The organism is Nitrosomonas sp. (assembly GCA_016703745.1).
Taxonomy (GTDB): domain Bacteria; phylum Pseudomonadota; class Gammaproteobacteria; order Burkholderiales; family Nitrosomonadaceae; genus Nitrosomonas.
Genome location: JADJBK010000006.1, coordinates 1,165,172 through 1,178,833, shown reverse-complemented (window position 1 = coordinate 1,178,833; position 13,662 = coordinate 1,165,172). Strand labels below are relative to the sequence as shown.

General features: G+C 49.2%; 12 protein-coding genes. 9 read left to right on the top strand and 3 right to left on the bottom strand.

Annotated features, from left to right (window positions below; genetic code table 11):
• The first annotated feature begins 22 nt into the window (after nucleotides 1-22).
• Nucleotides 23-886, top strand: a complete 864-nt coding sequence (locus tag IPG31_06620; protein MBK6618041.1) for a pseudouridine synthase — start codon at nucleotides 23-25, stop codon at nucleotides 884-886.
• Between the two features lie 15 nt (nucleotides 887-901).
• Here the strand turns inward: IPG31_06620 and prmB are convergent, their stop codons facing one another.
• Complete coding sequence (prmB, locus tag IPG31_06615) at nucleotides 902-1,834, bottom strand: 50S ribosomal protein L3 N(5)-glutamine methyltransferase (GenBank protein MBK6618040.1); 933 nt, start codon at nucleotides 1,832-1,834, stop codon at nucleotides 902-904.
• A gap of 70 nt (nucleotides 1,835-1,904) precedes the next feature.
• Between prmB and tadA the strand changes: the two genes are divergently transcribed.
• Genes tadA through IPG31_06600 form a run of 3 tightly spaced genes read left to right on the top strand, consistent with a single transcriptional unit; the run spans nucleotide 1,905 to nucleotide 4,487 of the window.
• Entirely contained in the window at nucleotides 1,905-2,420 is a 516-nt protein-coding gene (gene tadA, locus IPG31_06610) for a tRNA adenosine(34) deaminase TadA (protein ID MBK6618039.1), read from the top strand.
• A complete protein-coding gene (locus tag IPG31_06605; GenBank protein MBK6618038.1) occupies nucleotides 2,371-2,853 on the top strand; it encodes a L,D-transpeptidase in 483 nt (160 codons plus the stop codon). The genes tadA and IPG31_06605 overlap by 50 nt, the downstream gene beginning before the upstream one ends.
• Before the next feature lie 26 nt (nucleotides 2,854-2,879).
• Complete coding sequence (locus tag IPG31_06600; GenBank protein MBK6618037.1) at nucleotides 2,880-4,487, top strand: NAD-dependent malic enzyme; 1,608 nt, start codon at nucleotides 2,880-2,882, stop codon at nucleotides 4,485-4,487.
• A 90-nt stretch (nucleotides 4,488-4,577) separates the two neighbouring features.
• Here IPG31_06600 and IPG31_06595 read toward each other — a convergent pair whose 3' ends face one another.
• Nucleotides 4,578-6,854: a hypothetical protein gene (locus IPG31_06595; GenBank protein ID MBK6618036.1), complete on the bottom strand. Its 2,277-nt coding sequence runs from the start codon at nucleotides 6,852-6,854 to the stop codon at nucleotides 4,578-4,580.
• A 343-nt stretch (nucleotides 6,855-7,197) separates the two neighbouring features.
• Here IPG31_06595 and cysM point away from each other — a divergent pair, with 343 nt between their 5' ends.
• From cysM to IPG31_06570, 5 genes are read left to right on the top strand one after another with little or no spacing between them, the layout of a single operon-like run.
• On the top strand, nucleotides 7,198-8,094 hold the full coding sequence (cysM, locus tag IPG31_06590) for a cysteine synthase CysM (GenBank protein MBK6618035.1): 897 nt from the start codon (nucleotides 7,198-7,200) through the stop codon (nucleotides 8,092-8,094).
• 18 nt (nucleotides 8,095-8,112) lie between these two features.
• Entirely contained in the window at nucleotides 8,113-10,161 is a 2,049-nt protein-coding gene (locus IPG31_06585; GenBank protein MBK6618034.1) for a hypothetical protein, read from the top strand.
• A 9-nt stretch (nucleotides 10,162-10,170) separates the two neighbouring features.
• The gene (locus IPG31_06580) at nucleotides 10,171-10,377 is read left to right on the top strand and encodes a hypothetical protein (GenBank protein MBK6618033.1); all 207 of its coding nucleotides are present in this window, start codon (nucleotides 10,171-10,173) and stop codon (nucleotides 10,375-10,377) included.
• 40 nt (nucleotides 10,378-10,417) lie between these two features.
• Complete coding sequence (locus IPG31_06575; GenBank protein MBK6618032.1) at nucleotides 10,418-10,843, top strand: YdbL family protein; 426 nt, start codon at nucleotides 10,418-10,420, stop codon at nucleotides 10,841-10,843.
• Nucleotides 10,844-10,895: 52 nt separating this feature from the next.
• Nucleotides 10,896-12,062, top strand: a complete 1,167-nt coding sequence (locus tag IPG31_06570; protein ID MBK6618031.1) for an aspartate aminotransferase family protein — start codon at nucleotides 10,896-10,898, stop codon at nucleotides 12,060-12,062.
• A gap of 294 nt (nucleotides 12,063-12,356) precedes the next feature.
• On the opposite strand, the gene IPG31_06565 is transcribed toward IPG31_06570, so the two are convergent.
• On the bottom strand, nucleotides 12,357-13,637 hold the full coding sequence (locus IPG31_06565; protein ID MBK6618030.1) for a DUF2130 domain-containing protein: 1,281 nt from the start codon (nucleotides 13,635-13,637) through the stop codon (nucleotides 12,357-12,359).
• Nucleotides 13,638-13,662 lie beyond the last annotated feature (25 nt).

Genomic DNA, 13,662 nt, shown 5'->3' with positions numbered 1-13,662 from the left:
CGTTTAATCAGGGATTCAACCTATGCCAGATTATCGATTGTCTGGACAAAAAAACCGGCACAAGCGCGCAATTCCTCCTGAGCGAAAAGCACCTGCACCTGCATCTACTCCTGCTCCTGTATCAGAACCTGGCGAAAGTATTCGCCTGCAAAAATTGCTGGCACAACATGGCATGGGTTCACGGCGCGACATGGAAGTGATGATTGCTGCTGGCAGAGCCAGCATCAATGGCGTGATTGCAAAACTGGGGGATCGGGTTGCCCCTGGCGATGTGGTGCGTGTTGACAACAAGATCATCCGACTAAGGCGGCACAACCGTTTGCCGCGCGTCATGCTTTACCACAAACCTGAAGGTGAAATTGTTAGTCTTGATGATCCTGAAGGGCGTCCTTCGGTATTTGATAAATTACCGCAAATGAAAACATCCAAATGGATTGCTGTTGGCCGGCTGGATTTCAATACCAGTGGATTATTGATTTTTACGACAGATGGCGCATTGGCTAATCGTTTGATGCACCCCCGTTTTGAGATGGAGCGTGAATATGCAGTTCGGATTGTTGGTGAACTTACCCCTGAACAAGTAACCCATTTGAAAAATGGAGTTGAATTGGCAGATGGTCTTGCAAAATTTGAGCAATTACGGGATGAGGGCGGCATCGGTACCAATCACTGGTACCGGGTCATGCTCAAGGAAGGTAAAAACCGGGAAGTACGACGCATGTTCGAGGTAATCGGATTGACGGTCAGCCGCCTGATGCGGGTAAGATTTGGTCCGGTCAATTTGCCGCCACGACTGAAACGCGGCATGTTACTGGAGCTGGACGATATCGAAGTCGATCGCCTGTTGAAACTGGTTAATCCACCCGCCAAGGCAAAATTGACATAATTGCCTGGTAATCTCCTATTCCGCTGGCAAATCACTGCGCTTGATCATCACCACAAACTGGTCTCCGCCACTGGTTTCCAGCCAGGTACAGGGTAACTGTGGAAATGTCTCTTCGAACGTGTCACGATTGTGACCTATTTCCAGTATCAACAACCCATTTTTTGTCAGGTGATGCGAAGCATGCCTGACAATATTGCGAATAACGTCCAGGCCATCCATTCCACCAGCCAGCGCGATTTCAGGTTCGTGGAGGTATTCATCAGGCAGGCTGGCCATGGATTCTGTCTTGACGTAAGGTGGATTGCTGATAATGAGGTCATAGCGTTTCCCATCCAGTTGTGCAAAGAGATCCGAGCAGATCAGGTTGACTTTGTCAGTCAAGTCATAATTAACGACGTTTCTGTGTGCGACTTCCAGCGCAGGTAGGGAAATATCACAAGCATCCACTGACGCATTCTCGAAAGCATGTGCCAGTAATATTGCCAGGCAGGCTGATCCAGTGCAGAGATCCAGCACCTGATAGATGTCGTCCGGCTCGGTTATCCATGGCGATAAGTTGGTCTGCAGTAATTCAGCTATAAACGAACGTGGAATAATGACCCGTTCATCCACGTAAAAATTAAAATCACCCAGCCACGCTTCATGTGTCAGGTATGCTGCGGGTATTTTTTCGCATACGCGCCGCTCAATCAGATGCAGAATCCGGGTGCGTTCCTGCCGAGTCAGGCGTGCATCCATAAACAATTCCATTTGATCCGGAACCAGACATAAGGCGTGTAAAATCAGGTGTGAAGCTTCATCATAAGCCGATGGCAAACCATGCCCAAGAAATAGATCAGACTGGTTGAAGTAACTGACAGAAAATCGTAACAGGTCACGAACCGTGCGCAGTTCTGCTGCTGCTTGCTCAAGCGTATCATCGGGTACTGTTGGCTGAATCAGATTCATTTTGATGGTCATGGTCGTTTGTGGAGTAAATTTATCACAATATAACAGGCAGGGAGGAACAAGCAAACCAATGACGGAAACAATAGATCATTATTTTATGCGACAGGCACTCGCTCTTGCCGGTACCGCGCAGGCACTGAATGAAATTCCAGTGGGTGCAATTGTAACCTGTCAAGGTGAAATAATTGGCCATGGACATAATCACCCATTGACATTGACCGATCCGACAGCCCATGCCGAGATCATGGCGTTGCGCAACGCTGCGCAACGGCTGAATAATTACCGATTGCCCGGCTGCACCCTTTATGTGACACTGGAGCCTTGTGTCATGTGTATTGGAGCGATCTTTCATGCCAGAATTATGCGACTGGTTTACGCAGCCCATGACCCCAAAACAGGTGCTTGCGGCAGCATAATCAACCTGCCGGCTGACGCACGCCTCAACCATCATCTGTCAGTAGAGCATGGCGTACTCGCAGATGAAGCAAGCCTGCTTCTGAAACAATTTTTTATTTCCAGACGCAAACACCAGACTCATGCACATCATAATCAGTATTGCCCGTCAGCAATTGACCGTATTCGATAAACAGGCCCGACCCGTCAGGGAATACCTGATTTCATCAGCCAAAAAAGGAACTGGGCAAGAGTATGGCAGTTTCTGTACGCCCCTGGGTACACACATTATTCGCGCCAAAATTGGTGAGCATCAACCTGTCAATACGGTCTTTGTAAGGCGTCGGCCTACCGGTGAAATCTACTCACCGGAGCTGGCCGCGCGTTTTGTTGGCCGCGACTGGATCCTGACGCGTATTCTGTGGTTATCTGGTTGTGAGCCGGGTTTCAATCGTCTCGGCAGCGTGGATACCATGCGGCGCTATGTCTATATCCATGGCAGTCCTGACAGTGTTGAGATGGGCAAACCTGGATCGATCGGTTGTATCCGAATGCATAATCATGATCTACTCGATTTTTTCGCGAGGGTGCCCATTCGGACCCGGGTTGAAATCCAGGCCGAATGACGATACCTGTGCAAAAACAATATGTGATGAAACCACTTCTGGAAAAGTACGGAAAGGCGTTGCTGAACGATCCCATCCGAAACAAATCGACCGCCTTTACCCGCGAAGAACGCGAACAGCTGAGATTGCGCGGACTGCTGCCCTATCAAGTGACCAATATTAGGCTGCAACAGCAAAGGGTGCTCGAAAATCTACACAAAAAAACGAGTAACATCGAGAAATATATTTTTCTAAACAATCTTCTGGAGCGAAACCAACGCCTGTTTTACCGGATGCTGATCGATCATATCGAGGAAATAATGCCTCTTGTGTATACGCCCACGGTAGGTGAGGCCTGTCGCGAATTTGCTCATATTTTTAGAAAACCACAGGGTTTCTATATTACACCTGATGATCGGGGTGACATCGCCGCCATCCTGAATAACTGGTCAGAAGACGATGTGCGCGTCATTGTTGTGACCGATGGTGAGCGCATCCTTGGGCTGGGTGATTTGGGTGCAAATGGAATGGGTATTGCCATCGGCAAGATTGCTTTATATGTAGCCTGTGCTGGAATCCATCCTCGTTATTGTCTGCCAGTGATGCTTGATGTTGGGACCAATAACCAGTCACTACGCGAAGATTCTCTGTACCTGGGCTATCCTCATCCCCGCCTGACCGGTGAGGCTTACCAATCGCTGGTAGATGAATTTATTGCCGCAGTTCAGCAAATCTATCCACTGGCTCTGGTGCAATTTGAAGATTTCAGCAGCGATCATGCATTCATGCTACTTGACCGCTATCGTGAGCATTATCGATGTTTCAATGATGACATTCAGGGTACTGCTGCCGTGACTCTTGCCGGTATCCTCGCTGCCAGCCGTATCACGAACAAACCCTTTACCGAACAAAAGATCATGCTGTTGGGAACAGGTTCTGCGGCAACAGGCATTGCCGAATTGATCCTCTCCGCTCTGATCGACAGAGGCATGCCAGCCGAGACAGCAAGATCCAGGCTGTCATTCGTTGATCGCAAAGGGCTTGTGACCACGGGCCGGGATCAGATCAAACCACGCATTCAACCATTCGCACAATCTCAGCCGACGGTAAGTTTTGTAGAAGCCATTGCCCGCATCCAGCCGGATGTCCTCATCGGCGCGACCGGCACAGCAGGCGCATTCACTGAGGAAGTTATCCACGCAATGGCGCAGTGTCAGCGGCAGCCGGTCATTATCGCGCTCTCCAATCCCACTTCACATACTGAATGTACCGCAGAACAGGCTTACCGCTGGAGTGAAGGGCGCGCCATTTTCGCAAGTGGCAGTCCTTTTTCACCGGTTGTCATCGGTGAGCAGCGTTTTTATCCAGCACAGGGCAATAATGCCTATATTTTTCCGGGAATAGGCTTGGGAATAATGATAAGTGGCGCCAGCCACGTCACGGAGCGCATGTTTCTGGCTGCGGCAAACACACTGGCGCAAATGGTCTTGCCGGAAGAGCTGTCAATGGGTTCAATCTATCCCGACCTCACTCGGGTGCGCAAGGTTTCTCAAATGATCGCGGCTAATATCTGCCAGCTTGTGCAGGGTGAAGCACTCAATGTGGTTGAGCTATCTGACAACCTGCAAGCACAGATGTACGAACCTGGATATTAAGAGCCTGCTAAAAATGGGTTAATTTATCACGCCTGTTCATGGTGATCGTTGTCAAAAGGCGAGCAATCAGCTATAACGCTTCCGATCAATCTAATCAATAAAATCAACTGTTTCCTCAAAATGTTGATTCCGGGAAATGCAATTTGCTTTGACCCGCAATGGTGGTTCCAGATGAGCAATGTGAATATGGTTGAATTGATTGGGGGACATCATATTCTCCGGAATATCGCCAATCTGGACGGAGCAGGTATCCATTCCGGCGTTTTGCAGATACACATCCCCCTGGCGTGCTCCGAATAGTTTGATCTGCCCAAAATTTCCTCGCCGCCCCGTACCACCGATCAGACTCATAGAGGGAGGCAGCGGAACTGTCAACGATGGCGTTATCGGATTTATTGCTAATCTTGATCGGAAGGCTTCAACCGTTAATGATCTGACACTGGCAAGCGAGCGGGCGCCAATATAAGGAAAAATTCCTTCCTGCAGATCGCCCCAGATGAAGCCTCCCATAGCACCAAAAAGGGAGGAAGAATCCAGCACCTCCAGAAAAGCATTCATCTGATTAATTGCTTTGGTTTCGTCAGGAAAATAATTGAAATCCTGCATTAACCCTGGCACAAGTATCATTTTGCGACCTATTGGTCTACGCTGCTCCATTGTGAGTAGCGTATCCAGTACCCACTGGATATAGTCAGATTGAGGCCGGCCGGCGACACTGGCAAGACTGACTCCAGTGCAGTCCGCTCGCAATTGACCACAGACTATGCCCAGATGTTCATAATCAGTCAGGGGATCGGGTAGTCCAGTTTCGATCAGCATGGACTTTATTTGAGGATCATTGATTGCGTAAACCGAGAGGGAGCCAACAGCGTATTCCCCATTAAAACTTGCAGAAATGCTGCTGCCTTTAATACCGGCAAAAGCGGCTGAAGAATCGATAAGTCCACAATCATTGAACGCGCCATAACAGTCATAACCCAGGTATTCTGCTTCATCAAGCATGATAACGTTGGCTGATGGGTTGTCCGATTTCTGTAACAGTAATTCAATAAATGCCTCGATATGCATCAGGCCGGCTTGCGGAAAAGCTTTTCTCAGATCACGGCTGATTTTTCTTAGTATTGCCAGTGTATTGACATAGTTTTGGGTAATTTCATTACAGGCAGATTCGATTCCGTTCAGGCATCCCCCGCGAATGCGCCAGAGCGGTTCATCCAGCATAAACAGAATCGGGCCAGTATGACTGGAGGATCTGATAGCTTCAATCAGCGGGTAGATATCCTGTTGAGTAACGAGATACTGTGCGTTCTCGAAGATAAACTGGTTGATAACCATTACCGGGGTCATACGATTGGCATTACGATTCAGATAATGCGTAACCTCATCGGTATTTCTGGGAGAAAAGGAAAAAGCATTGGAGAAAACACTGACCTCATCCAGTTGCTCTGGGCGTGTCAGCTGAAAACCCATGAATTTCTTGCTACGTTGCGTATTGAAATAACGCGTTGTCAGGTCATAGCAAAACTCATACCGCTGCGGGTCGTTACTGAATTCCCTGAAGTGATGTAGCTGTGAACGGTATATGTTGTCAGCACCATACCGAAATACATCAAATTGTGTCAATGCAGTATGGGTTTTAACCAGATTTTTCGGGCCAGGTCTGCACTCCAGGAACCACTCATCCTGTCTGCTGACAAAAGTTTTTTCTGCCGGTTTTATTTGAGAATCAGCGTAAATATGGAGAATATTCATCCCCTCCGCTTTCAGATCCTCTACTGCGCGACTGATAGAGTCATCTAATGCCAGCAAAATCGGGTCAACCGGCGTGGTTTTTGGGTACGGGTAGGGGCTGATTACAGTGAGGGGGCGTGCCGTAAATGGCTGTAATTTTCTGAAAGCAAGCTTGAAATAGCCGGTAACGCTATCAAAACCAGCTGATTTTGCAAGATCATCATAAGCAGACTTAATTTGAGCAGGTGTCAAGAGAGGAAGCGTATTGCCGGAAGGCAGTGAATGCAACCATGCATCAGCATTGACGTATTCCGCAGATTCACGCAGTTCCGCAGCACGTATTTGCGCGCAGGCTATCGCCGTGCCCGACTCGCACCCGGATTCACCGTGCGTTGCAAAAATCAGCGCACAGTAATTACCCTCTTCAGAACAGTGTTCCTTCAGCAGTGGATAAAGTGGCAACTCGTCTCCCGGTGCAGCACCTATAAATACAAAATGCTGTGGGTGATCAAAACCAGCGCTATCCACTTTATAGCAGGCTGGATCGGCGCGACAGGGGTCGGCTATTACCACGCCGCTTGTCAGCATCAACAGGTTGCCGAATATCAGAAGAAACAACCATTTTATTTGTGTCATCGCAATTTACCGTACCAGGATAGAGATTTGTTACAAGAGTATAACTGTAACCAATTCCTATGTCAGGTACACGACCTGCCGTATGATTGATTGACGCTGCTGATTCTGGGGCGTTCACCCCGCACAGATCGTGAGGGCATACACCAGAAATGATCATACTTCGACAAGATTATAGTGATGAGGCTGATGCCTCATCTTGTCTCTGTTTTTAAGACTTTTTAAGCCCGGTTGCCTTGGAGTTTGTCCGTTCCTTTTCTGGAGAAACATCACATCTGTGCGATATCTGGAGAAACATCACATCTGTGCGATAATTTGGCTTTGTTGACCACTGACTATAATGGCTATGCATAAGTCGATCGAGAATTTTGTGGGCAATACGCCGCTGGTTAAACTCAAGCGTATCCCTGGACAAACCAGCAATATTATTCTGGCCAAGCTGGAAGGGAATAATCCTGCCGGTTCGGTCAAGGATCGACCGGCCTTTTCCATGATCATGCGTGCGCAGCAGCGTGGAGAAATCCAGCCTGGCGATACCTTGATCGAGGCGACCAGTGGCAATACCGGCATTGCGCTGGCCATGACTGCGGCGATGATGGGTTATAAAATGATTTTAGTGATGCCGGAAAATCAAAGTATCGAGCGTCGCCAGGCTATGACGGCGTTTGGTGCGGAGATCATTCTGACGCCGAAGGAAGGCAGCATGGAGCAGGCCAGGGATGTGGCCGAACAGTTGCGTGCCCAGGGCAGGGGGGTAATTCTGGATCAGTTTGCCAATCCGGACAATCCGCTGGCGCATTATGAAGGAACCGCGCCAGAAATCTGGCGGGATACAGAAGAGCGCGTGACTCATTTCGTGAGCAGCATGGGCACGACTGGCACAATCATGGGTTGCAGTCGTTTCTTTCGTGAGAAAAATCCGACTATTGAAATCATTGGTGTGCAACCGGAAGAGGGTGCGCAAATTCCGGGCATCCGTAAGTGGCCGCAAGCCTATCTCCCTAAGATTTATGACCCTGCGCTGGTTGACCGGATCCTGCTGGTTTCACAACTGGAAGCGGAAACCATGACCCGCCGCCTGGCACAGGAAGAAGGTTTGTTTACGGGTATTTCCTCCGGTGGCGCACTGGTGGCCGCGCAAAGAATTTCTGAGCAAGTCAGTCATGCTGTCATAGTTTTTGTCGTATGTGATCGGGGAGACCGTTATCTGTCGACCGGTATATTTGCAGCTGATAACGCATAAACCCGGACAATAGCCGTCATGAACGATGGCAATAATGCAAAACAGGCTATCCGTTATTTGCTGCTGGCGCTGGTTGCGCTATTGCTCTCACCCGTTGGCAATGCTGCTCCTCGCTTCGCTTTCACGCTCGAAAAAATGAATCACCCGGTTTTGGATGTGGGTGCGCTTGAATTTGATCTTGTTGTCGGCCCGCAGGGCGCGCAGCTTGAAATCAACATTGGTCAGGTAACTATCCAAAACAAGACGTGGCGTAATCTGAAGTTGCAGTGCCTGGATTTTCAACTATCCCGCAGTCAGATTGCCTGTGATGCAGGCAGGTTGTATGTTGCGGGCAGGAATCTACCGGTAATCTTTCGCTATACCGCAAACCCGCAGCAGTTGCTGCTGATTGTTGACCCGGATCAGCATGAAAGCTGGCGTCTGACACTCGACTGGCAAAAGCCAGTATGGCAGGCGCGCCTGCAAATCATTAATGGCCAGAGCCGCGTCATGGCAGACTGGTTGCCACAAAACAAACACTGGCCGCAGCTGCAGGCAGGCGTGGTCAATGGCGCGATTGATGTCAGTGGATATGAAAATAACATTACGGCATGGGCGGCGAGCCTTGAGGTCAACGCGCTGGCATTCAGTGATGCGCAGGGGTTACGCGCCGGTGAGCATGTAATATTGCAGCTTGACGCACGGGCAACACGAGAAAAATCTGTCTGGCACTGGCAGGGAGAGCTTTCCTGGTCAAATGGTGAGATATTCTGGCAGCCCTTCTATTTCGAGGGTGCAGGGCAGCGGTTAGCTGTCAGTGGTATGTTTGAGAATGACAGGCTCATCGTGGATCAGGGCGAGCTGCAATTAACTGGTATTGGAAAATTCCTGTTCGCAGGTGAGGTTGGCGGGCCTGAGTGGCAATTTCACCAGATGCGTTTGCAGGCAGAAAAACTGGCGCTGACTACCTTGTTCCCCAGCGTGGTTCAACCATTGATGATGGATACCGCATTGGCTGAAACCGCCGCACAGGGATATATTGATATCGATTGGCGCTATCATGGCGAGAATAATCAATCACTCGTACTCAAGCTGAAAGATGTCGCGCTGACGGACGCCCGAGAGAGATTTGCTGTTAGCGGTATCAATGCGTTGATACCCTGGCATAGCAGCCAGGCTCAGGAAGGATATATTCATCTGACTCATGGCGAGATTCTGCGTATTCCGCTGGGGAAGATGGTGACTGGTTTCACGACGCATGCACGTGGATTCAGCGTGCCGTTTCTGACCATACCGTTGCTGGATGGTGAAATCGAAGTGGAGCATCTTGAGGTGACCAGAATGTCATCCGGCTGGAGATGGGATTTCAATGGCAAGCTTGCGCCATTGTCAATGGAAAAATTGACAGAAGCGCTGGGTGTGACGCCGATGTTTGGTACTTTGTCTGGCACCATTCCTAAAATGACCTATGCAGATGCTGTGGTGACAATGGAGGGGATACTGGTTTTTGAAATATTTGATGGGGTGGCCGTTGCCAGAAATCTGAAGCTTATCGAGCCGCTTGGCCGTGCGCCACATTTTATGCTGGATGTCGGAATGCATTATCTTGATCTCGATCTGTTGACCCGTGCGTATTCGTTCGGCAACATGAAGGGCCGTATCGATGTTGAGATTAATAACATCGAATTGGTAAACTGGCAGCCGATCCAATTCGATGCGCGGCTTATCAGCAGTCCGGGGCGCTACAGGAAGCGTATCAGTCAGGCGGCTATCCAGAATCTGACTGCTTTGGGAGGAGCTTCGGCGGTTAATACGATTCAGAGAAGTTTTCTGCAGTTTTTCAAAGATTTTGGTTATAGCCAAATTGGCTGGCGTTGTCGGCTACGTGGTAATCATTGTCAGATGGGTGGTATCGAAACTGCCGACTACGCCCAGTATGCGGTTGACCAGACTGAAGATTACATGCTGGTACAGGGAAGTGGCATCCCTGCTATCAATATCACAGGTTATAATCGGTTGGTCGATTGGCATGAGCTGGTTAAACGGCTGAGCAATGCTATCGAGAGCGGAAGTCCTGCGATCCACTGAAATATCAAAATGAAAAATACTTTTAAACCGCTGTTAGTATTGCCAATGGGCCTTGTTTTATCGGCGTGTGTCACCATCAACATTTATTTCCCGGCAGCGGCAGCGGAGAAAGCGGCGGACAGAATCATCGAAGAAGTGTGGCAGATCGAAGATGCAACCCGCGATGAAAATAAATCACAAAAACCGGGAAAACTCATGGAAGGAATCCGCCCATAATGGCTCTGTCTGATCATCTATATTTGGAGGGTGCACACTTATGCATCTGATTCTGCTCCGATCATTATTGTTGCTGTACCTTTTATTCTTGCCGTTTACAGGTTATGCGCAGAATGCCAACATTGAAATCAATACGCCTGCTATTGCAAATCTGAAGCAAAGCATGCAGCAACGTCATGCGCAGTTGCAGCCCTATTACGATAATGGTGCAGTGGGCCTTACACGCGACGGCTCAGTTGCGCTGCGTGACGCAAATTCTGTGCCACTGGCTGCACGGCAGTCGGTTAATGCACTGGTAGCGGCTGAAAATCAGGATCGCAGCGCGTTGTATCATGAAATTGCCCGCGCTAACAATCATCCCGAATGGGAGAGGGATATTCGCAATACGTTCAGCCAGCGCTGGATTTCGCTGGCAAGACCGAGCTGGTGGTATCAGCAGGCTGATGGATCGTGGCGTCAGAAATGAGTATCCGTTCTATATCAACTCTTAAACAGGATCATTGACTGTGTCTACACTGATGAACACCTATTCACGGCTACCGGTTACCTTTGTTAAAGGTGAAGGTGTGTGGCTGTGGGACGATCAAAATATCCGTTATCTGGATGCATTATCTGGTATTGCGGTTTGTGGACTGGGTCACTGTCATCCAGCGCTGACCCGTGCGATATGCGAGCAGGCTGCAACCCTGGTGCATACTTCTAATATCTATCATGTCAAAAATCAGGAATTGCTGGCTGATCGGCTGACCAGTCTGTCCGGTCTCGATAAGGTATTTTTCTGCAATTCTGGTGCGGAAGCCAATGAGGCTGCCATCAAGCTGGCGCGTCTGCATGGACACAATCAGGGAATAGATTTGCCGACGATTATTGTCATGGAACGATCTTTTCACGGTCGTACCATGGCGACCTTGACGGCAACCGGAAACCGTAAAACCCAGGCAGGTTTCGAGCCCTTGCTGACCGGGTTTGTGCGTGCGCCTTACGATGATCTGGCTGCAGTGGAACAAATCGCGGTTAATAACCGGGATGTCGTCGCCATTCTGCTTGAAACCTATCAAGGGGAAGGTGGTGTCAATTTCCCTCAGGCGAGTTACTTGCAGGGTTTGCGCCAGATCTGCGATCAGCGTGGCTGGCTGCTGATGCTCGACGAAGTGCAGTGTGGGCTGGGCAGAACCGGTAAATGGTTTGCCTTTCAGCACAGTGAGATTCTACCGGATGTCATGTCGCTGGCAAAAGGACTGGGCTCCGGAATGCCAATTGGAGCATGCCTTGCCAGAGGCAGGGCAGCGGAAGTTTTCCAGCCAGGCAACCATGCTTCCACCTTTGGTGGTAATCCACTGGCCTGCAAAGCGGCGTTGGCTACACTGGAAGTGATTGAGCAGGAAGAACTGATGACCAATGCCGTGACCATTGGCGAATTTATGCGGGCACAATTTAAGCTGCGTTTGCAGAAATGGCAGGACGTGCTGAAGATCAGAGGGCAGGGGATGATGATGGGAATCGAATTACCGGTTCCTTGTGGTGAGTTGGTGCGTGAAGCGCTGCAAGAGCACTTGCTGATTAATGTGACATCCGAGAAAGTAGTTCGTCTGCTGCCTGCCCTAACTATGCGTCAGGATGAGGCTGAGCAGGTTGTGACCGGGGTATCCGCAATCATAGACCGGTTTTTGACGGTACGTTTATAATGGGAACACCTGGACCGAATGACAGTGAAAAACAGGAGCTCCGGTTCGCACATAGAACTTTGATTTTATGGATGGTTTGTTCTGTGTTGGCTGGTATTGGTAAATTCTTTGTTTAGCCTGTATTCCAACCGTATTCGAGCAAGATTCTTGCAGAAATATGCGGTTTTTTAAGCGTGCTCAATGAAGGTATTCGCTTTTTTGAGTGCCTGATGTACCGCGTCTCATATTCGGTTTTTGTTCATAGTTGCGCAGCTTGGGCTCAACTTCCTTCAAAAATTTTCTAATTACGGGTACTTATTTCTCGGAATCAAATTCCAATCCACGGAATTCCAGTCCCTCAATTTCCTGCAATGACTTTCCTGCAATCCCCTGCAAATCTCCGTACATACCAGTAGTTGCTGCCATCACTCGCTCGATCTGTTCTTCACGCTTGGCCCATTGTTTCATGATAGCTTTGCGTTCCTTGTCGAGATCTTCCTGCATGGTAGAGAATGCTTCGACAATCGCTTCGATGCGTTGACGGAAGCGCGGGCCGGTGAGGTATTGATAAACCATTTCGGTTTTGCTTTGCTGACCTTGAGAGGATTGTCGCGCCAGTGCAATTTCAAGTAATGATTGGCGCAGAATCATGGCAACTGGGAAGGCCGCACGTGGGTGGGTAACCCAGACGCCTTCGATCAATTCAAAGGTTTCTACACCTTTTGGCAGCACTTGGCTCACGATGATGGCAATTTCCGCTTTTGCAGCGCGTTGATCGTCGCGCAGCTTTACTAACCAGGCATCACTCCAGTTTTTAGTGCGCTTGAATTCCCATAGTAATGTGCCACCAACCTGGCCACTCGCGCCAATCACGCGGTGTAGCACATCACCACCGTACTCACCTTTCGGCACTGCCTCGATAGTATCGAATGGAAATTTCAGGCGCAGCAGGTTTTCCAGTTCGAGCTCCTGCACTTCCCCTTGTAGTTGCTGTGAGCCTTGCTCGGCTCGGCGTTTGAGGTCTTCAATCTGCTTTTGCATGGCGGCAATAGTTTGTTCCTTCTCCATCACTCTGAGTTTTTGCTCATCCTCAGCCTCTTTTTTGGCTGTTGAGCGTATTTCGGTCAATTCATTCTGTACCCGCTTGGCAATAGTCAGTTCCAGTTCGCGTTTAGCATCGTCCAGTTCACGCTGTTTTTTGATCAGCTCGGCTTGTGCCTGCTGTGCCTGCAGGAGTTTCTCGTCACGAGTTTTAAGTATTTCTTGTAGTTCAATCAACTCCCGCGCTTTGCTCTCTAATTCAGCAGCACTAGCCAATTTGGCTTTACGTGACTCTTCCATAATCACTCGTGCTCGCTCCATTTTCAATTGCTCGGACACTTGCGATGCCACTTGATCATCGAGCTTACGTTTTTCCTCTGTGAGCTTGCTTTCCTTATCACGTATTGCTTGCTCGCGCTGCTGAATTTCTCCATTCTTTTGAGCCAATTGCTGCTCATATTGTTTACGGGTCGATTCGACCAAAGGTGCCGCCAACGATTCGGTTAGCTTGATTTCAGTTTTACAGTTTGGACAGATAATCGTCGGTTCTGTCATTACAATTTCCCCTGTTAGTGCGGCA